Consider the following 23372-nt stretch of genomic DNA (forward strand, 5'->3'; position numbering starts at 1 on the left):
CCCTCTCCTTCAGGAGAGGGTATTTTTTTTTATTGTTCTGTGGATGGACGATGAGGTTCCAAGTCAATGTTTGGGTGGTGGGTTGGTTTTAGCTCCTCCCCTTCAGGGGAGGCGGGGAGAGGTTGCGTCTGTGTACATTTGTGCATATAATATATCCATGAACTACGAATGGGATCCTAAAAAGGCAAAATCAAATTACAAGAAGCATGGTGTCAAATTTTCTGATGCAGTAGGCATTTTTGAAGATGAAAACGCCATCACCATCGAAGATGAGCATGAAAGTGAAGACCGCTTCATCACGCTGGGTAGAGATTTTCTTCGAAGGATTCTGGTCGTTGTTTATACGTTTCGCGGAGTACTTATCCGACTCATCTCCGCGAGGAAGGCTACAGCCCTTGAAAAGGCTGAATATGAGGCACAAGAAGAACATGAAGAGTGAATATAACTTTAGCAAAGGCAAACGCGGAGCCGTTGTCCGCGCGCCGCAGGGAAAAACTCGTATCACCATTCGTCTCGATGATGATGTTTTGGACTGGTTCCGAAATCAAGTCGAAGAATCAGGTGGCGGTAATTATCAGACATTGATCAATAACGCCTTACGGGAGTTTATCCACCAGCAAGAGGAGCCCATTGAGGTTATTCTTCGGCGTGTTGTCCGTGAAGAATTGCAAAGTGCTTCTCAATAGAAATGGATGCTTATGAACAAAAAGCATATCGGAAGCGACTTTGATGATTTCTTGAAAGAAGAAAAAATTCTTAAGAAGGCTCGAACTACAGCTATTAAGCGCCTTTCCGTAAAACTCAACGCGAAAAACCAAATCACTCTCCCGCGTCACATTAGAGAGCGATTGAACATCAGTGCAGGAGCACTTTTACGATTGGATGTTCAAGATGGTGTCTTGGTCTTAATTCCACTGCTGCACTCTAAAGAAGATGACCCTATCAAAAAAGGATATGGATTTTTGAAAGGTGGTTCTTCTATGGCAGATGATCTAAAACAAGATCGGGAACTTGAAAAGCAAAGAGATAAGCGGCTTGCTGGGAATTCAACTTAAGCCAGTTCCCTCTCCCTGATGGTTGCCGTGATCGGCTAAAGGAGGAGGTATTTTTTTTGGTTGCTGTTCTGTGGATGGGCGCTGAGGTTCCAAGTCAATGCTTGGGTGATGGTGAAAATGCAGGATAATTGCTTCAACTTAAAACGAGGAGAATTTTCAATGAACACAAAACTACTCATGACCTCCAGCAGCCTTATCATGGCAGCAGCAGGGATATGCGCCCTGTTCATGCCGGATGTGTTGCTGTCCATGCAGGGTGTGGTGGTGACAGAGGCAGCCTCCGTGTTGGTGCAATTAATGGGTGCGTTATATTTTGGCTTTGCGATCATGAACTGGACGGCAAAAGATAGTGCCATCGGCGGCATCTATGCGCGACCCGTGTCGCTGGCGAATTTCAGCCACTTCTTTTCTGGGGCGGTATTGTTGGCGAAGAATTTGTTCGTCGGGTTTAGCCCATTAATGTTAATTGTGACTCTGGTTTATATTGTTTTTGCGGCATGGTTTTATTGGTTGGTGTTTCGAGCAACAGGGTTGAAACCCACTTCCTGATAAGAATAATGATCGAATAAGTCTGTGGGATCTCTCCCTGATTGGCGTCATAATCAAGTTTCTCTATTTGCCCCTCTCCTTTGCGAGAGGGTATTTTTTGCTGTTCACTCCCCTCCACAACCTTACGAAGCACCCTGTAGGCAAATCGGATAATTTATATTTTGAATGAATCCAGCCAGCTTCTTTATGCAATGGGAATTTGGGGGCATTTGTGATAAAGCCGAAAGTCATCCATCCATTGTGGGATGTTGATCTTGCTTGTTCTCCATATAATTTGAACCGATCAAATTATATGGAGTAATCATCGTGAAGAAAAAACACCCCATCGTTATGTTAATCACCATTCTTGCCATTGCAGCATTCGCGTGTAACCTGCCAACAACCGCAGAAGTGCAGACCGATGCGACAGAAGAACCGGTCAATGCAACAGAAGCACCCACCGAATTAAGTACGGGGGATACTGTTGCCACAGCTACCGCAACAACGGCTCCAAAGACAGTCAAAGTTTCTGTCAGCACGGCTACCAATTGCCGTACTGGTCCAGATGTGGTCTATCAACTCTTGATGGTCGTGCAGCCAGGCAGCGACTTTGATGTAGTGGGCAAGTACTCGCCAAAAGGATATTGGATCATCACAATGCCCACGGGCGGCACTTGTTGGTTGTGGGGTCAATACGCAGTCCTCGTAGGCGATGCCAGTGTATTGCCTGAGATCACACCTCCGCCAGCACCAGTTGCACAGAGCTCGGATTCGAATAACTCGAGTCAATCCGGCAATTCGAACCAATCTAATAATTCAAATTCGAATGATGACGAAGAGGAGGATGTTTCGCAGCCCGCCGCGCCTCCGCCTGCCGCGCCCACCAATGCGGATATTACCCGTCAGTGCACCACCCTCACGAAGCCTGATGACCTTTTCCCAAGCTTTAAGATGGTTGTCCAATTTACATGGTCAGATGCGTCCAGCAATGAGACCGGTTTTAATATCTTCAAAGACGGCGCCTTTTACACCACGTTGCCAGCCAATACACAAAAGTTTTCAGAGACCTTCACCGTTTTACTGCCTACATCTCCGAGCGTGACTTACGGCGTGCAGGCTGTGAATGCCAATGGCAGTTCCGGTATGGTCACTGGAACAGTCACGTATTGTAATTAAGTCGTCAACATCCCCTTTATCAAAAGACCCCGCCAGATCTTCGGCGGGGTCTTTTGATTTGTTCTGCAATAATATGTATTCCTTATAAACGATACCGGGGAGGGTAAAATAACCGATAAGATGATCAAGTTATCAAACCAACGAACGGGAGTCTGCCATGCTTGAATACGTCAACCTTGAATTGGCTTTGCCGCAGGAGGAATATAAAAAACGACTGCGCCCTTTGCAGCAGAGGCTCTATGAATTGGAGCATGCGGTCTTTGATGCGAAAATTCCGGTCATTATTGTGTTCGAAGGGTGGGCTGCTACAGGCAAGGGACGCCTGATCAGTCTGCTCGCGGAACGGCTGGACCCGCGCGGTTTTCGCGTGGTACCCATCACGCCGCCGCGCACAGCGGAGACGCGTTATCCGTGGATGTGGCGTTTCTGGCAAAAGATCCCTGCCCGCGGGCAAATGGTCGCTTTCGATACGTCGTGGTATCGCCGCGTCTTGATCGACAGGCTGAACAAGACGGTCGACAAAGATGATCTGCGCGCCGCCTATCAAGACATTGCCGAATTTGAAGAGATGCTCAGCGCCGATGGAACGGTCATCTTGAAGTTTTGGCTGCACATCAGCGAAGCCGACCAGAAGAAGCGTATTAAGAAATTGAGCAAAGACAAGTTGACCGCATGGCAGGTCAGTGAGGAAGACTTGCTGCAAAACAAGCGTTATGAAAAATATACCAATTATGTCGAAGATATGATCGCACGGACCGATTCGCCTCACTCTCCCTGGACGATCGTGGAAGCCGCCGACCGATATTACATGCGCATCAAAGTGTTTGAAACCATCATTGCCTCCCTTGAAGCCCGCCTGGGGTTACCTGCCTCTTCAGGGACAAAGCCTAAACGTCCGCGTGCAACCAAGGAAATGAAAGGAGCCGTCAATGCTTGAGCGACTCGATCTTAATCTGGTACTCGAACGCGAAGAATACAACAAGCAGCTTAAATCATTGCAGGCTGAGCTGCATGAACTGGCATTTCAAGTCTATGCACAGAAGCGCCCGGTGGTGATCGTCTATGAAGGCATGGACGCTTCAGGCAAGGGCGGTGCGATCAAACGTCTCACAGAACGTATGGATCCACGTGGGTATGTCGTATGGCCGATCGCTGCCCCCTCTGGCGAAGAGAAAGAGCGTCACTACCTATATCGCTTCTGGCGGCGTTTACCCGAGCAGGGGCAGATCGCCATCTTTGACCGCTCATGGTATGGACGGGTTCTGGTGGAACGGCTGGAAGGCTTTTGCACCGAAGCGGATTGGCGCCGCGCCTATAGCGAGATCAACCAGTTCGAGCGTCAACTTACAGAGGCTGGCACGATCGTCTTTAAATTCTGGATGCACATCAGCAAACAGGAACAACTGCGCCGCTTCAAAGAGCGTACCCGCACCCATTACAAAACCTGGAAGATCACCGATGAAGATTGGCGCAATCGCGGCAAATGGGAAGACTACATCATCGCCGCCGAAGAAATGCTTCTGAAAACCAGCACCCCCGATGCCCCCTGGACGTTGGTGGAAGCCAACGATAAATACTTTGCACGCATTAAGTCCCTGCGCACGGTCGCCGAGAAATTGCGGCGGGCGTTGAAGTAAAAAAAAGACTGTATGCAAAAGAAAATCCTTCCTTCTCCCTTTGTGATGTGTGGGGAGTGGGAAGGATTATTTATTTAATTTCTTTGCGCCTGCGCGATTCCATAATGCCGTAAAAAACGAAGATCGCGATCAGCATAGCTGCCATGAGCATGGTGTACCAATTGAATATGCCTGTCTTGAAATCTGCCGGATTCATGAATGCGGCGAGGAAGATCAGGCAGTATGCGATGAAGATGCCCTCAAGGATGGCACGCCAGCCTGTCCAACGCGGGTCGAGGGAGATCATCACAGCGCCGGTGCCGATCACAGAAAGCCAGCCGCGGCGAGTGAGCCTGGGGACAGGCGGGAATAAGTGTACGAGACAGAGAGGGTCCCAGAGGACCGGGGACGGTCACCACGGTTCGATGAGTCAGTGCGTCGGTTGTAGACCCAAAGAGCTGGGATCAAAAAGGGTGAAACGATATACAGAATTAGCCAGGCAATGAATGGAATTGTGCCGAGTGAAAAGCGTTCCCATGCAGAGGGCGACCACATCTGAGACGGTCACCGCCGGGAAGACGGCTTGCACACGATGCCAGCGTTTGCCGATGGCGGTTTTGGCAAGGATCCACGCGCCGCCCAAATAGGCTGCTCCAAAATACATGGACGACATATGCGGTTTGATCGCCCAGGCGAATAAGCTGCCTGTTCGGTCTGGCAGGAAGAATAAGATCACAAAAGCTGTGACTAGAAATAGAACTACAACGCCCGCGATGGCACGGGTGATTGGAAGCACGGCATCGTTTTTCATCTTGCGCTCCTCTTTACCAATAAGATGGGAATCATTTTATCATTTCGATACTAGGCATTTTTTAATCAGGCAATGCATCTCCCAGTGGGAACATCCAGCGTTCGTTGAAGTTGTTGATCAGTGCAGTGTTTGGGTTTGTGGGGTCGTAGATCACTTGCATGGGTTCGCCCACCCAATCACCATCTTGCGGCGGATAGTAGATGTTGCTGAGCGTTGTGTAGGTCTGCCCATCCACCTCAAAGCTCACGGTTAGTTGATAATCGGAACTGGGGAATGCCAGGTTTCTGTTTGGGATCTCCTTGGTTTCGCTGACCGTTCCGGTGGTGACGACACCGTTGAACTGCAGTTTCAACGTGGTTTGAAGTAATTTGGTTCCGTTCACATCGAATAGAAAAATAAAACTTACCAAACACGAAAAGACCAGCGCAAGGATGATGATGAACGTCTGGTTGCTGGTTTTCTTTGGCTTTTGTCCGTTGGGGATGTTCTCTGTCATACTTCTTCTCCTTGAGATGAAAACCCTGCCTGGTGTGTAACGATACCCTGCCTTTGTTCTTGAGCATTGGGCTAGTGAGCGGGGTGGGTGCCGAAAACAGAAAATGCCCTTTTGTATTCAAAAAGGGCATTTTCTGTTTCAAAGAATGAGATCAGCTCTTAACCGTATTCAACTCTTGATAATATTTATCCAACCATAGATTCGACCAGCCCCACAACGTGGAATCCAGTACGATCTTTTTTACATCGGCACGTGTGATCTTCGCTTCGCTCTCAAAGACCTGTGCATTGCGGCGGCAGACTGCCAGCGTGCGGATGGCGAACATGAGCGGGAAGATGCAGCCCAGTCGGATCCCATGCTGCCACCACGGCAGTGATTTGACATACTTCAACGCTTCGCGCAGGTGACGTTCTGCTTTATCGGTCAGCATATCCAGCACTTGCAAGGCTCGTTCGCGGTTCTCCGCGTCGAAGAGTTGTTCTTTCGTCAGCCCTATTTCACTTAGAAATTTCTTTGGCACGTATACCCAGCCGCGTTCAAAGTCTTCGCGCAAGCCGCGGATGACGTTCACCGTCTGCAACCCGAGACCGAACTCGCGTGCCAGCGGCATGATCTCCTGTTCCTTGCGACGGATGGGGAGCGAATACCAGGCGAATAACTGAGTGACGAGGTACCCAACCCGCCCGGCAACTTCGAACATGTAGTCGTCCATTTCTTTTTCGTCCGCCACGTTGGGACCGATCTGGGTCCAGCGTGCCATGCCCTGGGTGCTGTGAATGACGTGCCGCACGATGATCTCCTGCACAGCGTACGGCAAAGACCGCATTTGCAGCAGGATCTCTTTGGAGTGCTGGGCAACGATGGCGTCGGGATTGGTGGTATCGGCGTGGGTGAATTGACGGGTGAGCGTCTCGATATCGGCTTCTTCACGCAGGATGTTGACCCAGAGATTTAACAGCCCAACTTTTTGGTCGGTTTCCATCTCTTCATTATCTTCAAGATAATCAGATACGCGTAACAATAAATAGGCAATGGTGGTAGCTTCGCACAGCACCCCCGGCAGCCGTTCAATGCCAATGGCAAACGTGCGGCTTGCAGTTCTCAGCAGATCCTTGGAATTCATATTTAACCTCAATACTATGGATTGCCATTTATAACCCGTCTTGGTTCATTTCGTCGTGTTTTTTTATGCCTCTTTTGCCCTAGTTCTTTCGGGGGTTGGCGCAAAAAAGAACTATCCATGAAAATTCACTGTATGCATAGAAAGAAACCTTCATTCCTGTTGGGTTCCCTGCTGATGGGACTCGCCGTAATAAGCTTGATCATGGGGAATGCCTTGTTCGGGGCATTGCTCGTTGTATTGGGAGGCAGTATCATGGTCGCATCCTTTTGGGGCGGGTATGGACATTCAATCAGTACGTCTGCGGCGAAAGATGTGCAGACGGTCACTTCAACGGATGGTCTGTTGCGGGCGGTGATCAAACAACGTACGGATGGCAGGTATCAAGTGGAAGTCTGGAAAAAAGTATATACTCCCACTCAAGAGAATGGCTTAGATTATCAGTTCGTGCGGCAGAGCAGCCTGGCATTCACAGATTCACTTGCCGAAGCTGTTGATATCGCGTCTGGATACGTAGGCATGTAAATAAATTTTTAGATCGTGCTGATTTATGGTTTAAGAACGAACTCCCCCGAAACGTTTCGGGGGAGTTCGTTCTGTTTTTGCAGGTCTTAGATCACACCATGGATCAACATATACACATCTCCAACCGTTTCGACACGCAGGGAGGGCAAGCCAGCTATTTTGAGCTGTTCGCGCACTTCACTGATGGTGAAAGCGGCACACAAGGATGCGGCAAAATCGTTCTGTAAGATCGGGTGTTCACTTCCGGCGCGTTCGCGGACGATACGTTGTGCGGTTTCAACACTCTCCACACGTCGCAGGTCTGAGACGAAGACCATCGTCCCTGGGTGAGTATGGGCGCGGATGGTTTCCCATAGCGCCAGTGGATCATGGAAATGATGCAAAGCGCTGTGCGACATCACCAGATCGTAATTTTCCTGGGGGATGTCATCGTTGGGTAAGAAGGCTTTTATAAATCGAATGCGTTTGGTGAGTTCCGGTTCGGCTTTTACATCTTGCGCGGCAATATCGAGCATGGCTTGTGAACCATCCACGGCGACGATGCGCGCATTTGGAAAGGCTCGGGCGAAGCGAAAGGTCATGTCACCGCCGCCGCAGCACAGGTCCAGAATGGAAGCGGGCGCGGAACCCATGCCGAAGCGTTGATGGAACCACGTCACACGCATTTGATGCGAGCTTGAAAAATCCGCATGGGCATAGGCGATCGCCTGCTCCATATCTTCCATCAGTTCGGGTTCGAGGATGCGGTCCATCATCATGCGCTCACCTCAGGTTCGGCTACCGGGATGCTTAATACTTTTTGCCAGTCTTTACGGCGCAAGCCTGCCATATCGCGCAGCAGGTCCATGGCGTTCTTGGCGCGTACATTGGCAGGTAGTTTGCTTTGCCAGATCTTTTGCGCGAGAGAGGCATCCAACCCGACCTTGGAAGAAGCGACCAGAATGTGCTGCTCCATGTCTTGCACATAATATTCGTGGAACTGTTTGAGGATGGTATAGGTCTGTTCTGAGTGCAGCGGCTGGTTGTTGGTAACGCGGGTTTCCATGACGGTCTTGAACCGTTTGATTCCGTGTTTGAGCAGGTTGTAGGTCAGGTGCTGTTGCTGGGCATCGATGCTATCGGTCTCGACCATGGTGGGACGCAGCTCGGTCTGATAGGTTTGCAGCGGGAAGATACTGGCGTACCACATGCTGGCAGTCGTGCCGCGGAAGAGGCGTGTGGCTTTGAATAGCCAGCGTGTGCCTTCTTCGTCATCACCTTTTTCAAAAGCCTCGGCGCTATGCTCGAAACATTCACGCCCAACGATGTTGATATGCTGCCAGATATGGTGACCGATGAGCAGACGGTAATAAGCGATCGCAACGGTGCGCCCGACGTTTTCCGCTTCGCTCTGCCATAACGGCTTGGTCTCTGCGGCAAGCGGCAGGGATTCACTCTCTGAGCTGGGTGCGGGGTCCATGCCTTCTGGCAACGCCCATGCGAACATTTCAGTGATGGCTGCCAGCAGTGAAATGACTTCGTCCCAATTTAGTAAGGTGTATGGCAGGTCCTCGACCGTGGCAAGTGTCACAAAGGTCAGCGTACCAAGCCATTCTCGTGCCTGCATATCGCGTACACGCACAAAACGGAAGTAGTGATCGCAGACGTTGTATCCATTATGCAGTTCGGATGTGCCCTCCGGTAGCTGCCAGCGGACGGTCTCTTCGCTGGTCTTGTCGGTGGCGCGCTGGGTGAGTGCTTGATAATCTGCATGGACGTGGGCGAACAAAGCGTGTAATGAGCGTTGCAGCGGGGCGAATAAACCGGGCATCTCGGGCAGAGTCACCACTTGACTGCCAAAATGGGTTAGCAGTTGGTCGGCATTCCCAGCCACTTTGGCAACATGGGCAAGGGTTTCCTTATCCAGCTGGTCAAGCCCAAGGATGGCGTCGTTCAGGCGTTGGTCAGGCAAAACCGCGGGGACATATACTTTTAAAGTTGGGAAGACATCATGCAGTTTGTGGCTCATTAAGAGTTCTCCAGGTCTATGAATAATTTTTCACCCTCGGCGGTGACTTTGTATGTAAGCAGCGGGTCGCAGGCGGGTCCGCGTTTGCAGATGCCGGTTTGCGGGTCGAACATGGCGCCATGCAGTGAGCAGACGATATGTCCGTCCACCATGTAGCTGTCGCTTAATTTCCAATCTTCATGGGTGCAGTTGTTGTGAAAGGCGTAAAAGGCTTGTCCCACCTTGCAGACGGCAACTTCCACGCCGTCCTGTTCCAGCTCAAGGATCCCACCTTCCGGGACGTTATTCTTTTCGATCTCAATGGCGGTCTTTTCCATCAGCATGCTAAACCTCATACGATTAAGATATATGCAACGACGGCTGGAGTATAGCGAAGAGGATGGGGATGGGCAATAAAAGACACTCCCCCAAAAGGGGTAAGCCGACGCTCCACCATAGGTATGGGGAGCGTCGACTGGAGATAGTTCTTTCGGGGGTTTGTGATAATTTGACGGAGGATTGAGAATCGAAATATCTTTTGAAAGAAGGAGAACCTCAATGACGAATAAATTTATGGTTCCAACTGTGTGCCCAAAATGTTCGGGTGTGATGGAGGAAGGCTTGAATTTTGAGAAAGACCTGTTCCAGCTTTCCGATGATTATGTGATCGAAGAGAAGGAACGGGTGAGGGAATACTGGCAAAAGACACTGGATGCTGTCGATAAATTTCTAGGGCGTGAATCTGTAGGGAAGCGTCGTGTGGGTCCGCGGTTGGCGGTGGTCACGTTTCGCTGTGTAGACTGCGGGTATTTGGAGTCGTACGCGCCGCCAGCGGGGTGAATATCAATGGCTGCAGCCTACAGAAGTTCTTTCCACTGGTAAACCAAACGCTTCATAGATGGGAACGCCGTCCCATTCGGCTGGAATGGGCAGCCCAAGCGCGAAAGCGGCGGTGGAAGCAGTATCTACGGTGGTGATGGGTGAGGTCAACGCGGCAGGGTGAATGCCCGCGCCGAATGCGATCCACGGAATGGTCATGTCTTCGTATAGGCTGGTGCCATGAGTGGTGGCGTGTCCGCCGTGGTCGGCAGTGATGATAAACAGTGTTTCGCTCATCAAGCCGCGATTGTTCAATTCTGTCACGAGCTTTTCAAGTGCCTGGTCGGCGCGGAAAAGGACGCTGAGCTGCTCGCCGGAGAGCCAGCCGTATTCGTGTCCCATCCAGTCGGTGGTGGGGAAGTGTACGAACATCAAGCGAAAGTCAGCGGGGAAGTTTGCAATGAGGTCATCGGTGATAACGAGATCGCGGTCGTTGATGAACTTGAAAATATCGGTGCTTGGAGGTTCGGTGATCTGACGTAACTTTTCCTTGCCTACATACATCACAGTTTGCATGCCAGCCGTGTGAACGACATCGAAGAGGTCGGTGACCTGGGCGTAACCGTTCGCAGGGATATAGTCGTTCCAGTCCACTTTGTGTTTGGCGGGGCATTGTCCACTGAGCATGGAAGTATGCGAGACGAGTGTGACGCTGGGGTAGACCGTCTGCGCGGTGAGGGAATAGGCAGATTGAGCCAATAGGGATGTCAGAAAGGGCATCGGCGCAAGCGGAATGGCATCGGGGCGGAAACCATCAATGGAGAGGATCAATACCCGGCGGGCAGGAGGCGCGGGTGTCCCCGTTGGGGATGGTATGGGCGTGATGGAAGGTGTGAGGGTTGCTGTGGCGGTGGGAGGGAGAGTCGCTGTGGGCGTTTGCGTCGGCGTTTCAGTTGGCTGGATTGGCATGGCTTGCAGTTGACAGGCTAACGATGCGATACAAAGAATAACAATAAGTTTTATGTGTGACATTTGTCCATTATAAATACTTTTGCAGATGGAGTATTATCGATGTATGGATACAACACCTAGAACATTACATGAAGAGCTTGTTCATCATAATAATATTGATCCGCACAAGCGCGGTTCGGGTCTTTCAGACTTTATCCTGGGTGCGCAAGATGGATTGGTCAACGTCCTCGGCGTGGTGCTGGGGATCGCGGCGGCGACAAATGATGCACGTGTGGTGCTGGTGGCAGGGCTCGCCACGACTTTTGCTGAGTCCATTTCGATGGGCGCGGTGGCGTTCACGACCACGCTCGCTGATGCGGATCTGTATCAGAGTGAGCGCGAGCGGGAGTTTCGTCATATTCAAGAGGCGCCAACCCTCGAGAAGAAAGAGATCCGCGATATTTATGAAAGCAAAGGGTTTAGCGGGGAATTGCTGGATCGTATCGTGGAAACGATCACTGCCAACAATGATGTCTGGGTGGCGGTGATGATGGCGGAGGAGCATCAACTTTCACCGGTGGACCGCGGCTCTGCCAGGAAAGCTGCCTGGGTGGTGGGGCTTTCTGCCATCATCGGCTCGCTGGTGCCGATCGTACCGTTCATGTTCCTGCCAGTGGCGACGAGTATGTGGATGTCTGTGTTGGTGACAGCGTTGGTCTTGTTTGCGATCGGTTTTTACAAGGCGCGGGTGACGGTAGGCAGACCCATGCGCAGTGGTATGGAAATGATGTTAATTGGTACGATCAGTGCGATGGCTGGATACCTGGTCGGTGTGGTTCTCAAGGTTCCGCCCCTGCCGTGATGGTTTGCTGAAGTATAGGTTTGCCAGCATTCCCAGAAAGAAGACAAAGAGCATTGCCACGATCACTTCGGCTGCCCAGCCGATGACAGGGATAAAGGTCAGGATCTCAAGCGCGGCATCTTTCAGGACGGTGGAAAGTCCGTATAGAGCCATGGCAGAATAGCCGATCTCTTTTAACCCCAGCTTGGCTTCGTTGTTTTTTGAGAGGTGTACGATCATGTACACCTCTAATGCTGTTAAAAGCAGGGATGTTCCGGGGATGGGTGCCGTGAGCGCGGAAACCACGCCTGCGATCAGGGTGTACAGCAGAATGAGTTTCATCTATCTGCCTGCAAAATATAAGATGGCTATGGTCGCTGAGACGACGGCAAAACACAGGACAATGCCGCCCAGCACCAGTGAAAAAATATTCCGGGCGGGTTCTTCTTCAATCGCAGAAGCGGTCTGCTGGGATAAGAACGGTTTGGACTGTAGCGGCTCCTGCGGAGGAGGTGGAGTCTGTTGTGCAACCGGCGTTGCAGAGAGAACGCCTGACTTTGCAAGGAATTGAAATGCCGTATCCACGCTTTGGCGCAGGTCAGGCGGTAGGTCTTCGAGAGTGTGAAAGGTTTTTCCGTTCACACTGATCTGTGTTTTTGTAGAGTGGGCAGCCAGCACATTTTGGACCAGGTCTCCTTCAAGGAAATCCGGGATGCCGTTGCCGTTCTCATCCACGAACATTTTTGACACTTGCTCAAATGCCTGCCTTTCATTGGCGGGCATTTCTTCGACACTGTTATAGGTCTTGCCGTTAAAGAGGATGGTGGACATGCGCTTCTCCTTCGAATGTCCACCAATTTTACACGCAGAAGTCATTGAAAAAACTATTGCACTTGATATTTTCTTTGAAATGCAAGTCTTTTTTCCATTTGCCGGGTATGGTTTTCAAATAATTTTCCGAGATAACGTGAGAAAACCAGTGATATCTCTTTTTCATGGGGTGTGAAAGGGGAGAATGTGTTTCTTGAGAGAGAGATCAAGCCAATTGCCCCTGTTTGATCCATAATTGGGGCGCCGATCCAAGAGCGGGTATTGCGGGGGGTGTCCAGATTGATCCATGCTGGAACGAGGTTCACATCTTCCAGTGTGATAGGTTGTTTCATTTCGAGTACCGAGCGGTAGATTGAATTAAGTTCGAGGGGTTCAATATGGTACATAATGTGATTGCTGTGGAGCATGCTGATGCCCTCGTGGTGTTGAATAACCAGTCTGGCATGATGGGCTGGAACCACTTTGGCAAGGCTCTCCATGATGAGATCCAGAATATTAATGGAATTGGCGCGGTCATTTGCCAGCATCATTTCTATTGTATTTAATGAACTGACGATTCCGCTCAGGTTGTTCGATAACTGGGATTGGCTGAGAAGCAATAGATAGATATCAAGGAGACGCATCTCACCGTTTTCGAATTCCACAATAACCGGGTCGTAAATTTGTTCCTGGCTGCGGCTGAGTGCAAGTTTAACCGCCAGATTGATCGAAAGATGTCCCTTGAGAGTCAGCGCTTCCACCTTTAATTCGTTGCGCATTTCGCAGATCGGCTTTCGCAGGAACAATTCCACACCATATCGCCGCCCCAAGCGTTCGAACATTTTTCCACGGGGGATCATGCCTGTCAGATGGTTATCTCGAATGAGGATCGCGCCAGGTACTAGCGGATTTGCATCCAGATAATCCGCTACTTCGTCGGTCATGACATTATCCGAAACGATATAGTCCGACATGGGCAGGTCACCGATGCAGACTGGCACAGGGATATTGCCTGTTGGGAAAATATTGAAGTAATGTGGAACCTGAGAAATTCTCATGATTTGTACCGGGATTATAAAGACCCATACTTAACCGGTTTTGAACCGCTGATTAACGACTCGTAAAGGAATTCTCGAGCAGAGAGTTTTTATGTGTTGATCGCATATTTGAGATTGCAGATCAAAGCAAAAGACCCGCCTGGCGAGACGGGTCTTTTGCTGAAGTTATGTTGTGGTGTTTATCAGGCGGTGATCTTTTTTTTGTAGATCAGTTCGTAAGCGATCGGGTGCGGCATGCCATTGTTCCATAAATTATTAAAGGCAGTAATCATTTCAGCGCGCATGTCGGCGGGCATTTCGTCCAGGCTGGCGTACGTTTTTCCTCTGAGCACAAAACCTGCCCGGGTGGCATTCCAGATGCTTTGGGCAAATTCACCATCCATAAAATCAGGAAGGTTGTTTCCGTTCCTGTCTCCCGCCAGCCCCATCTTTTTGTCGTAATCTTCCTTTTCGGCTGGGGGAAGTTCCTGATAGCTGTTATAGGTGATGCCATTGATCTTTAGTGGAAACATAAATTCTCCTTTTGTTTTCCCAACTGGTACGATTAAATCGTTGAGTTGATCTCGATGGGCGAATTAAACCCTTTGGCGCAGAATCAATCCATCCACTTTTGGTACTAGACCTTATCTAAAAATCTCACGCCTGTCTGCACATGGTACAGACAGGCGTGAGAAGGATTTTGAACTGCCTTGTAGACATAAATGTGAAAAGGACAGTCGTTTCATTTGCTCTTAAAACAAGACTCACCCAAACCCAGGAGGTTCGAAGGTGAGTTTTGTTTTCTGACGGTAATGATAGAACGAACAGATGCGAGGTTAGTGTTTGCCGTTCTTTTGCAGGGCTTCTTTGAGAGTAGTGCCAAGTCGGGTAATACCCTCGCGGATCAGATCCGGTGAAGAATACGAGAAGTTGAGACGCATGGTGTTTGCGCCGCCACCGTTCGGGTGGAAGGCTGCGCCCGGCACGAACGCCACCTTGCGTTCGATGGCGATCTTCAAAACTTCCGCCGCATCCACACCTTCGGGCATCATGCCCCACAGGAACATGCCGCCCTGTGGATGAGTCCAGCGCATTTCGGAGGGGAACATCTCGTCCATCATTTCAAGCATCACATCGCGGCGTTCCTTGTACGTGGCGCGGATGACCTTCACATGCTCATCCAGAAATCCGCCTTTGCCCACTTCATAAGCAACCTGTTGATTGAAACTCGAGGTGTGCAGGTCCGCGGCTTGTTTGGTCATCACCAGTTTTTGAATGACCTTTGGCGGTGCCACCACCCATGCCAGTCGCAGCCCCGGCGCCAGCAGTTTTGAGAACGTACTGAGATAGATGACATTGCCTGTATATTCATGGTTGCCATCGTTGCGATATTGTGCATCCAGATATACCACCGAAGGCAGGTGCTCTCCGTCGTAGCGTAATTGACCATATGGGTCGTCTTCGATGATCGGTACACCATATTGGTCGGCGAGCGCCACCAAGCGTTTACGGCGTTCGAGGCTGAGAGTTGAACCGGAGGGATTTTGAAAGTTCGGGAGCACGTAGATAAATTTCGGTCCGACCCGCAGCGCGTTCTCCAATTCTTCCACGATCATGCCGTTCTCGTCTGCGGGCACGGAAATATATTGAGCTCCATATGCATTCCACGCCTGCAACGCCCCAAGATAGGTCGGTGACTCAACCACAATGTAGTCGCCGCGGTTGATGAACAACCTGCCGATAAAATCCAGTGCCTGCTGCGACCCGGAAGTGATCATAATATTTTCCGGTGTTACCGAAACTTTATAACGGTCTGTATGCCGCGAGATCATCTCACGCAATGGGCGATAGCCCTCGGTCGTACTGTACTGCAAAGCCTGCGCTCCATGTTCCGTCAGCACGCGGTTACATGCCTCCTGGAACTGCTCAACCGGAAATACCTCCGGTGCGGGCAGCCCGCCTGCAAAAGAAATAAGATCGGGCTGTTCTGTGAACTTCAATAACTCACGGATGACCGAGCTTCCCATTTTTTGTGTGCGGTGGGCGAAGCGATACTCCCAGGGTGTCTGCATTCTTACTCCTTGGTAAAAAGATAAAAAAAGCCTGACAGGTACACGGGTACCCATCAGGCTTGCTGATTCATGGCATGAACATGCCGGGAAGTTGTATAGCCAGAAATCCATTCATGGCACCCTTATCTTACTCATTTTCCGGGATGGGCGCAACTGTTTTTCGTAACTGTAAGCGTATTGAAAATTATGACAAATTTCCTGCAAGGATTTTCTCGATGGACAGCCGTGTGTATGTATCCACAGCGAGTTGAAGCGCCGCCTCCGGCTGGACCCAGACATATTCTTGCGCTTCATCATTAAGCTTCACCTCGAGCGAATCGGTCTTACAGGCGAAATCGAAAAAGATGAAATGACGGTGTTTCCAAAATGCCGGGTCATGAATGAACTGTTGAAACATGATGAACTTCAGGTCGTAGATATCCAACCCGGTTTCCTCCTTTGCCTCACGGATCGCCGCCTCTTCGAGCCGCTCACCCAATTCCACATGCCCGCCCGGCACGACATACTTGCCGGGCCATTTGTGGCTTTTTAGCAGCAACACTTCTCCGGCTTGATTGAAAATGAAGATCCCTACTGTGGGTTCCGGGAATACTTGATCTGGCATGTTTACCTCTTTTTATCAACGAACCAATAACGATCCTTACCCGAATATGGCAATGACCATCACCCCTGCAAACACAATGGCAGAGCCGAGCACCCGCACCCCGCCCATTTGCTCCTTCAAGAAGCGCCAGCCGAGCAGTGCCCCGATCACTGCACTGACCTCACGGATCGCGCCCGAATAACTGAGCGGTGCAAAAGTATAAGCAAATAAAGCCAACATGTAGGCGATGAGTCCCAGAACTCCGCCGATCAATAGATAATTTCTGTTTTTCTTCCAAACACGTGAGAATGAATCGATACCATAGTGATATGCGATGTAGGGCGTCGTCACGAAGGGAACCATCACGAACATGGACAGCCCATACGGCAATGCGGGTCCACTGCGGACTGCTTTGCCGTCGATAAAAGTGTACATGGAGATGATCAATGCCACCGTCAACGCGGTCAGGATGCCTTTCAGGTGAACCTTTTCGCCTTTACTTTGCAGCAACGCTGTTGCGCCAATGACCATCATACCGATGGTGATCATTGCCAGACCAATATATCCGCCGGTCGTCAACTTCTCTTGCAAAAAGATCGCCGTCCACAACACCAACAAGGCGGGCGCCGCTCCGCGTGCAATGGGATATATCAATGAAAAGTCATGATCGCTATAAGCAATACACAACAAAATAAAATAAATAGCTTCCAGCAGCATGCTGATGATGGCGAACAGCCACATATCACGCGGCGGCAGACCAGCATAGAAAACCACCACCACCAGCGCCAGTATGCCACTTAAGATGGTTTGCCACCCCATGGCAACATATTTTTCCTCCGCACTCTTGAGCAGGAAGTTCCACAAGGCGTGCATCGAAGCAGATAGAAACAACATCACTAGTGCAAGAATCGGCATGGATTACCTCAGGAATTCGATCAGTTTTTTGTTGACTTTATTGGCTTCATCATGCTGCACCCAATGAGTGGCATTCTCGAAGAAGACCGCCGAGCCGTTATCGCATAACTCCAGCGATGGCTGGACCATTTCATGGCTGAGTGCCACATCGTTCTTGCCCCACAATATCAACGTAGGGATGCTCACCCGCCTTGCAGATTTCTTTTGAAAAATGGATCGCAGACTTCCCCGGAAAATATTCCGATACCAGTTCAGCATTCCGGTCAACGCGCCGGGCTGAGACCATGCCTTTTTGTATTCCTCAATATCGCTGCGTTGAAAGGTGCTCTTGCGTCCCGAGCCGACCAGCATACGCGCCATGTTGCGGTAATCGTCACGGCGCAAAATCCATTCTACAAAGAAAGGAATCTGAAAGAAAAATACATACCAGGATTTCTTGCGTTGTTCGGCATTCTCCAAAATGAAACGCTGCATCACATCAGGATGCGGCACATTGAGAATGGTCAATTTTTCCAGGCGTTCGGGGTGGTTCAATGCTACCGTCCATGCCACCACGGCTCCCCAGTCGTGCCCGACGAGCCGCGCTTTTTGAATCCCAAAATGGTCGAATATCCCAACGATGTCTTTTGCCAATGTGTTGACATCATAGGCACGGATACTGCGCGGTTTATCCGAGAGGTTATACCCGCGTTGGTCCGGTGTGATGACGCGAAAGCCCGCCGCCACCAACTCTGTGACCTGTTTGCGCCACCCATAATGGAACTCAGGAAAGCCGTGCAATAAAATGACCGGCGTTCCCTCTGCCGGTCCGTCGGTCATCACATGGAGTTTGACTCCATTGGTTTGAATGAATTGGCTGTGCATGGGCGCGAGTATAACGGAAAACGTCTCGCTTTTGCGAGAGAGGTCAGACCGTATGTGGTGATGTGTGCCGCTTAGGAAATATCAGGCGCTTCTTTTCTCTTCAGATAATTTTGGATGATTGCCAATAACTCTCGTAATACAACGGGTTTGCTTATATAGTCATTCATGCCAGCTGCCAGGCATTGTTCGCGGTCACTTGTCATGGCAAGTGCTGTGAGAGCCAGGATCGGGGTTGTTTGAAACTCCGACTGCTGTCTGAGTATACGGGTGGCTTCAATCCCATCCATGCCGGGCATTTGCACATCCATCAAAATAAGATCTGGGTGAACCGTATTTGCTTTTGCAATTGCGTCAGCGCCGTTATTAGCGCTCACTACGGTAAAGGAGAAAGCTTCAAGGAAATCCTTGATCATCATGGCTGCGCTTTCAGTATCTTCGGCGATCAATATAACGGAATTATTTTTGTTTACGTCTTGCGTTGCGATGCCTGGAGTTGCCGCTTTAGGATTGGGGGTGTTTCTTTTTTTCATAGCCTGAGTCAAAGGCAGAGACAGAATAAAGTTGCTCCCCTTCCCTATCTCGCTGATGACTTTCACACCACCGCCATGCAAGCGCACCATTTGCGCCACAAGCGCTAATCCCAGTCCGGTGCCGGAGGATTCGCGTGCCAGCCCAGAGTCTAATTGCACAAAAGGTTTGAAGAGTCGTTCCAAATCTTCTTCTTTCACGCCGATGCCTGTATCTGAAACTTCGATGGATACCATATTGTGGGCTGGATCCGTCGCTACTTTTATAGCGATCGCGCCATGATTCGGCGTGAATTTGATGGCGTTGCTAAGTAGGTTGACGATCATCTGTTTGAGATGGCGCTCATCTGCCAGGAGAGGAACATCACCATCTGCGATAAACAAGTCCATTTTGTGGTGCTTCTTTTTTGCCAGTTGGTCCACAATGCGTAGACTGGCTTCGCAAATCTGGCGGATATTCACTTCCTTGAGGTTGAGTTGGATCTGCCCGGATTCGATCTTGGCAAGGTCCAGAATATCGTTGATCAACTCAAGTAAATGGACTCCGCTTTCCCGAATGATATTCAGATATTTCTGCTGCAGTGCGGTGGTGCTGCCGCCAACGCCATCCAGCAGGCTTTCTGAGAGCCCTAAAATTGCATTAAGTGGTGTACGCAGTTCATGGCTCATATTTGCCAGGAACTCATCTTTCATTCGCAGGGCGCGCGCCATTTCGAGATTGGCTTGGCGTAAGGTCTCCTCCACCTTTTTACGTTGGGTGATATCACGCACCAGGCTTTGGATCATGATGATCTTCCCGGTCTCATCACGGATGGGAGAAAGGTTGATCTCCACATGGATTTTCTGCCCGTCCTTTTTAGTTAAGATCCTCTCATAAGGAGCAATTTGTTCACCGCGCAAGATGGCTGCCAATTTTTCGTTTGCATCGACGCGTTGATCTGCATCTGTTGTAAAAGGGTTTTGAGTATTGTGGGTCGCTTCCAGATACTCTTCATGTGTATAACCCAGCATGTCCAGTACATGCTGGTTTGCCTGCAATTCCTTTCCTGTAGATGAGAGCAGGAAGATGCCATCATTAGATTCTTCGAATAGGGCGCGATAGGTGGCTTCGCTGCGGCGGACGTCGTTGGTGCGCTGCTCAACGAGCTTTTCCAGCCCGGTTTGCATGCGCGCATTTTCGATCGCCAGCCCGGCATAACCGGCAAAAAGTTGCAGCGCTTCAAGGTCTGCCGGTGTGATCGTTCTTTGCGTCATTAAATTATCAACGGTGATCAACGCCACAGGGGTTTCTCCCACCCATGCTGCGATAGTGACATGCTGCTTCACGCCATGCATTTCGCTTTCTTGAGGCAGGTTGTGCTGTGTTTGAAAATCATTATCCAATGAGATGCCTTTCGGGTTTTTCAAGACCACATCCCATGAACTCCATTCTTCAACGGGTCTTTGGTACCAGTCGTTCCTTTCTATCTTTCCGTTTCGATCTGTGCCGTATGTTCCGCGAATGAAATTCGTCTCTTTATCGTATAAAAATAAACCGACACGATCAAAACCAAGGTTCGTGATTACATTATGGTGGATCTCACGTAAACATCGGTCAAAATCAGAGATGGCTGTGATGTTCTTTCCGGCATGGATGACTTTTTCCAGCAACTGTTGGCGGTTATAGACCTCCGCCTCTGCGCGTGTACGCTCGGTAATATCCAGAACAGTTCCGTAAAATTTAACCGTCTGCCCGTTCTGACCTCTTTCAAGCCTGTAGGAGGGTTGTAAGATGCGCATTTCCCCATATTCTGGATTGGTACGATAGATAAATGGGTCTTTGGATTCTATTCCTCCCTCCATCATTTTAAGTATTACACCTCCCAGAATTGCACGATCTTCGGGATGAATACGTTCCAAGTACTCTGGGATGCTTGGGATGCTCCCATGGGGGTCAAACCCAAACAGGGTGAACATACGCGGGCTCCACTTGTCTTTTCCGGTTAGAACATCATGCGACCAGCTGGCAAGCCCCACTTGCTGCTCGGCATCTTCAAGAGTAGCGATCAGTTCGCGACGCTCCGATTCCGCCTGTTTTTGTTCGGTGATATCAGTGGCAACGCCAATGACTCGTAATAGTTGACCTTTTGCATCGAAAACCGGGAAGGAACGATCATGGATCGTGCGGATCGTTCCATTGGGGCGTGAAATCCGATACTCCACCTGAGTGGGTTCTCCGCGAAGTTGAAGTTCGAACGCATTCTGGACAATGGGGCGGTCTTCCGGCAGGATCATGTCTATGTATTCGTAGTCGCCCTCGAAAATCTCATTTATGGTCCGCCCAAAAATAGTCTCATACGCCGGGCTGACATAGGAAAGCCCGCCGATACGTTCAGAGATCCAGAACACCTGTGGAATGTGCATGGCGATCTGGTTGAACCGCTCATTGCTTTCAAATAGCGAACGTTCCAGCGCAAGTTTTTCGGTTATATCCAGGGTTTGAAACACAAGGCAGTCAATGCCGTTTAGATTCGTTTTTCTGACAGATACTGAAATATTACGGAGAACTTTATCTTTTCTGCACAAAAGGGTTTCAAAATTGTGAACATAATCCTGTGTTTTCAGCATTTCGATCATGTGAGCGCGATCTTCAGGCTTGGACCAGACGCCAAGGTCTAGTACATTCTTGCCGATCACTTCTTCACGGGTGAAGCCGCTTAAATTTAGCCACATCGGGTTGACATCCAACAAATGCCCATTATCTGCCTGTGTGAGCGCTGTAGGGATCGGGCTGTTTTCAAATATGGCAGCAAACCTCTGTTGACTGGCAGATAATGCCTGTTCGGTCAACATGCGTTCATTTAGTTCGTCCCGTGCTTTCTTCTGTGCCTGTTTGACGATCCAGCTTGCGTAATATTGCAGAAGCACCAGGATGAACAGCATGATGCTTTGAATGATCGTAAAGCGAAAAGGGGTAAATTGATAACGGGCTGCGGGTAGCAAGCCATTGCTTTCAAAAAATTCCATGCCGAGCCCTGCAAACCCGCTAAGTACGGCAACCAGCACCATGGAGCGACCACCCAGTGTGATGCCTGTTAGAAAAGTCAGTATGAAATATCCTGCATACGCCGCAGAGTGGACTCCGCCTCCGGTTAGCACGGCACCTGTCAATAAGAACCAGGTAATGCCAATGGTGAGAATATTTGCAAGCCGCCCCCAACCGCGTTTTATCAAAATCCATAAGGTTAGATAGAGAGAGTCGATGGTAAGTGTGATAGAGAGAGGGCGGAAGATCTGCTCGGGAGAGAGCAAAATCAAAATGAAACACCCGGTCGTCATGGTGATCATGAACGTCCAAAGATAGATGCTTAGCAGGCGACCTGTACGAGCTTGTACTTCATCCAGCAGGTTGGGAGGAAGAGAGATATGCCGATCGATGAAAGACAGGAAGCTTTTCACTTTTGTATTCATGCCGCCTCTGTTTTGCTCAGGAAACTTTTTGGATCTGTTTTTAAGTGTCATGTAAATGGGAATTTCTGTTGTGAAGATTCTTTCATTTTTCCCCTGTGCCGTATATACGGGAATCCCCTACTTGAATATTTTGTAAACAAAGTAAAAGGTTACACAGTCACAAAAGCATTTCTTCGCGATGATATGGTATCTTTGAGATGTAGATGTAAAGATCATTCAAAAATCCTTAGAAGATTCTGCCATTGCTATGTAATTTAAGAATTCCTTATGCCTAAAATCCAAAGTCCTCTTCGTTATCCCGGCGGCAAGACACGAGCCATTGCTCAGATCAGCCCTTTCATTCCTGGGAAGTTTGAGGAATATCGCGAACCGTTCATCGGTGGCGGCTCTTTTTTTATCCACCTAAAGCAGAAATTCCCCGAAGTCAGATTTTGGATCAACGATATCAATCCAGAGTTGTATTTTTTCTGGAAGCATATCCAAATCGACTCGGAGATGCTTGCCCGCGAAGTGTTGAAGATAAAAAAGAATGATACAAACGGTCGAAATCTATTTGACAGGCTCGTGGCGATGGATGCCCAAAAGTTAAGCGAAATAGAGCGTGCTGTCCGTTTTTTTGTTTTGAATCGCATTACTTTTTCAGGCTTGGTAGAGGCGGGTGGGTTTTCCCAGCAAGCCTTTGAAGGGCGTTTTACTCAATCTGCTGTTGAGCGGGTTGCACAAATGGGCGAACTTCTGCAAGGTGTTAAGATCACAAATCTTGATTATCGCCAACTGCTGAATAATGATAGCAAGACAATTTTTACTTTTTTAGACCCTCCCTATCTTGTGGCGACAAAATCAAAGCTTTATGGAAAAAACGGCATTTTGCACACCGATTTTAGTCATGAAGATTTTGCCCAAGCAATGAAAACTTGTAAGCATTCGTGGCTTATTACCTATGACGATTCGCCTGAAATTAGAAATAATTTCAAATTTGCACATATCCATGAATGGGAATTGCAATATGGGATGAATAATTACAAACAAGGTAAAGCTGAAAAAGGCAAAGAGTTGTTTATATACAATTATAAAAAGTGACCGCCATTCGGCGGTCACTTTTTATGTTTTTATTGTCATCCTGAGCGATAGCGAAGGATCTTTACGCCTATACTCAGAGGCCCTCACCGCACTGCATCCGCAGCGCGGT

The 23372-nt window shown here is 49.5% G+C and carries 28 protein-coding genes; 11 read left to right on the forward strand and 17 right to left on the reverse strand.

The genetic code is table 11. The features are described 5' to 3' along the window. The 7 genes from IPG80_RS13855 to IPG80_RS13885 all read left to right on the forward strand — a co-directional run. Positions 1-439: BrnT family toxin (locus IPG80_RS13855; RefSeq protein ID WP_345107834.1), on the forward strand; the 439-nt coding region annotated here is incomplete at its 5' end. After that, positions 429-686: a BrnA antitoxin family protein gene (locus IPG80_RS13860; protein WP_345107836.1), complete on the forward strand. Its 258-nt coding sequence runs from the start codon at positions 429-431 to the stop codon at positions 684-686. The genes IPG80_RS13855 and IPG80_RS13860, both read left to right, overlap by 11 nt. A gap of 12 nt (positions 687-698) precedes the next feature. Continuing rightward, complete coding sequence (locus tag IPG80_RS13865) at positions 699-1055, forward strand: AbrB/MazE/SpoVT family DNA-binding domain-containing protein (protein WP_345107838.1); 357 nt, start codon at positions 699-701, stop codon at positions 1053-1055. A gap of 159 nt (positions 1056-1214) precedes the next feature. Next, complete coding sequence (locus IPG80_RS13870; RefSeq protein WP_345107840.1) at positions 1215-1604, forward strand: hypothetical protein; 390 nt, start codon at positions 1215-1217, stop codon at positions 1602-1604. A 306-nt stretch (positions 1605-1910) separates the two neighbouring features. Beyond that, the gene (locus IPG80_RS13875) at positions 1911-2759 is read left to right on the forward strand and encodes a hypothetical protein (RefSeq protein WP_345107842.1); all 849 of its coding nucleotides are present in this window, start codon (positions 1911-1913) and stop codon (positions 2757-2759) included. A 157-nt stretch (positions 2760-2916) separates the two neighbouring features. After that, the gene (locus IPG80_RS13880) at positions 2917-3696 is read left to right on the forward strand and encodes a hypothetical protein (RefSeq protein WP_345107843.1); all 780 of its coding nucleotides are present in this window, start codon (positions 2917-2919) and stop codon (positions 3694-3696) included. Continuing rightward, a complete protein-coding gene (locus tag IPG80_RS13885; RefSeq protein WP_345107844.1) occupies positions 3689-4396 on the forward strand; it encodes a hypothetical protein in 708 nt (235 codons plus the stop codon). The genes IPG80_RS13880 and IPG80_RS13885 overlap by 8 nt, the downstream gene beginning before the upstream one ends. Before the next feature lie 70 nt (positions 4397-4466). Here IPG80_RS13885 and IPG80_RS13890 read toward each other — a convergent pair whose 3' ends face one another. From IPG80_RS13890 to IPG80_RS13905, 4 genes are all read right to left on the reverse strand, one after another. Continuing rightward, positions 4467-4703 (reverse strand): hypothetical protein, encoded by a 237-nt coding sequence (locus tag IPG80_RS13890; protein ID WP_345107846.1) that lies wholly within the window; start codon positions 4701-4703, stop codon positions 4467-4469. A 102-nt stretch (positions 4704-4805) separates the two neighbouring features. Continuing rightward, entirely contained in the window at positions 4806-5186 is a 381-nt protein-coding gene (locus IPG80_RS13895) for a hypothetical protein (RefSeq protein WP_345107848.1), read from the reverse strand. 61 nt (positions 5187-5247) lie between these two features. Continuing rightward, on the reverse strand, positions 5248-5682 hold the full coding sequence (locus tag IPG80_RS13900) for a DUF3592 domain-containing protein (protein WP_345107849.1): 435 nt from the start codon (positions 5680-5682) through the stop codon (positions 5248-5250). A 151-nt stretch (positions 5683-5833) separates the two neighbouring features. Then, a complete protein-coding gene (locus IPG80_RS13905) occupies positions 5834-6805 on the reverse strand; it encodes a squalene/phytoene synthase family protein (protein ID WP_345107851.1) in 972 nt (323 codons plus the stop codon). A 132-nt stretch (positions 6806-6937) separates the two neighbouring features. Between IPG80_RS13905 and IPG80_RS13910 the strand changes: the two genes are divergently transcribed. Continuing rightward, complete coding sequence (locus IPG80_RS13910; RefSeq protein ID WP_345107852.1) at positions 6938-7327, forward strand: hypothetical protein; 390 nt, start codon at positions 6938-6940, stop codon at positions 7325-7327. Between the two features lie 86 nt (positions 7328-7413). Here the strand turns inward: IPG80_RS13910 and IPG80_RS13915 are convergent, their stop codons facing one another. The 3 genes from IPG80_RS13915 to IPG80_RS13925 are packed head-to-tail and all read right to left on the reverse strand — an operon-like array spanning position 7414 to position 9658. Continuing rightward, positions 7414-8085, reverse strand: coding sequence for a class I SAM-dependent methyltransferase (locus IPG80_RS13915; protein WP_345107854.1), 672 nt, complete (start codon positions 8083-8085; stop codon positions 7414-7416). After that, positions 8082-9335: a hypothetical protein gene (locus tag IPG80_RS13920; protein ID WP_345107856.1), complete on the reverse strand. Its 1254-nt coding sequence runs from the start codon at positions 9333-9335 to the stop codon at positions 8082-8084. Before IPG80_RS13920 ends, IPG80_RS13915 begins: the two co-directional genes overlap by 4 nt. Then, entirely contained in the window at positions 9335-9658 is a 324-nt protein-coding gene (locus IPG80_RS13925) for a Rieske 2Fe-2S domain-containing protein (RefSeq protein WP_345107858.1), read from the reverse strand. Before IPG80_RS13925 ends, IPG80_RS13920 begins: the two co-directional genes overlap by 1 nt. 214 nt (positions 9659-9872) lie before the next feature. On the opposite strand from IPG80_RS13925, the gene IPG80_RS13930 reads away from it, so the two are divergent. Further along, positions 9873-10154 carry a hypothetical protein gene (locus IPG80_RS13930; protein WP_345107860.1) on the forward strand — a complete coding sequence of 94 codons (282 nt, stop codon included), beginning with the start codon at positions 9873-9875 and terminating at the stop codon, positions 10152-10154. Positions 10155-10157: 3 nt separating this feature from the next. Here IPG80_RS13930 and IPG80_RS13935 read toward each other — a convergent pair whose 3' ends face one another. Continuing rightward, a complete protein-coding gene (locus IPG80_RS13935; protein WP_345107861.1) occupies positions 10158-11165 on the reverse strand; it encodes an alkaline phosphatase family protein in 1008 nt (335 codons plus the stop codon). Positions 11166-11208: 43 nt separating this feature from the next. Here IPG80_RS13935 and IPG80_RS13940 point away from each other — a divergent pair, with 43 nt between their 5' ends. Then, on the forward strand, positions 11209-11946 hold the full coding sequence (locus IPG80_RS13940; protein ID WP_345107862.1) for a VIT1/CCC1 transporter family protein: 738 nt from the start codon (positions 11209-11211) through the stop codon (positions 11944-11946). On the opposite strand, the gene IPG80_RS13945 is transcribed toward IPG80_RS13940, so the two are convergent. The 9 genes from IPG80_RS13945 to IPG80_RS13985 all read right to left on the reverse strand — a co-directional run bounded on the left by IPG80_RS13945 (position 11875) and on the right by IPG80_RS13985 (position 22183). Further along, a complete protein-coding gene (locus IPG80_RS13945) occupies positions 11875-12267 on the reverse strand; it encodes a hypothetical protein (RefSeq protein WP_345107864.1) in 393 nt (130 codons plus the stop codon). The genes IPG80_RS13940 and IPG80_RS13945 overlap by 72 nt on opposite strands. Next, positions 12268-12756 (reverse strand): hypothetical protein, encoded by a 489-nt coding sequence (locus IPG80_RS13950; RefSeq protein WP_345107866.1) that lies wholly within the window; start codon positions 12754-12756, stop codon positions 12268-12270. It lies immediately after the preceding gene. Positions 12757-12809: 53 nt separating this feature from the next. Beyond that, positions 12810-13793 carry a GAF domain-containing protein gene (locus tag IPG80_RS13955; protein ID WP_345107868.1) on the reverse strand — a complete coding sequence of 328 codons (984 nt, stop codon included), beginning with the start codon at positions 13791-13793 and terminating at the stop codon, positions 12810-12812. Between the two features lie 182 nt (positions 13794-13975). Then, positions 13976-14305: a hypothetical protein gene (locus IPG80_RS13960; RefSeq protein WP_345107869.1), complete on the reverse strand. Its 330-nt coding sequence runs from the start codon at positions 14303-14305 to the stop codon at positions 13976-13978. Positions 14306-14608: 303 nt separating this feature from the next. Continuing rightward, entirely contained in the window at positions 14609-15844 is a 1236-nt protein-coding gene (locus IPG80_RS13965) for a PLP-dependent aminotransferase family protein (RefSeq protein WP_345107870.1), read from the reverse strand. 184 nt (positions 15845-16028) lie between these two features. Further along, positions 16029-16448 carry an NUDIX domain-containing protein gene (locus tag IPG80_RS13970; RefSeq protein ID WP_345107872.1) on the reverse strand — a complete coding sequence of 140 codons (420 nt, stop codon included), beginning with the start codon at positions 16446-16448 and terminating at the stop codon, positions 16029-16031. Positions 16449-16484: 36 nt separating this feature from the next. After that, positions 16485-17342, reverse strand: a complete 858-nt coding sequence (locus IPG80_RS13975; protein WP_345107874.1) for an EamA family transporter — start codon at positions 17340-17342, stop codon at positions 16485-16487. 3 nt (positions 17343-17345) lie between these two features. Next, entirely contained in the window at positions 17346-18206 is an 861-nt protein-coding gene (locus tag IPG80_RS13980; protein ID WP_345107876.1) for an alpha/beta hydrolase, read from the reverse strand. Between the two features lie 71 nt (positions 18207-18277). Further along, entirely contained in the window at positions 18278-22183 is a 3906-nt protein-coding gene (locus IPG80_RS13985) for a PAS domain S-box protein (protein ID WP_345107878.1), read from the reverse strand. 267 nt (positions 22184-22450) lie between these two features. Between IPG80_RS13985 and IPG80_RS13990 the strand changes: the two genes are divergently transcribed. Continuing rightward, positions 22451-23263 (forward strand): DNA adenine methylase, encoded by an 813-nt coding sequence (locus IPG80_RS13990; RefSeq protein ID WP_345107880.1) that lies wholly within the window; start codon positions 22451-22453, stop codon positions 23261-23263. Positions 23264-23372: the final 109 nt, after the last annotated feature.

This window comes from Candidatus Villigracilis vicinus (assembly GCF_016702885.1).
Taxonomy (GTDB): Bacteria; Chloroflexota; Anaerolineae; order Anaerolineales; family Villigracilaceae; genus Villigracilis; species Villigracilis vicinus.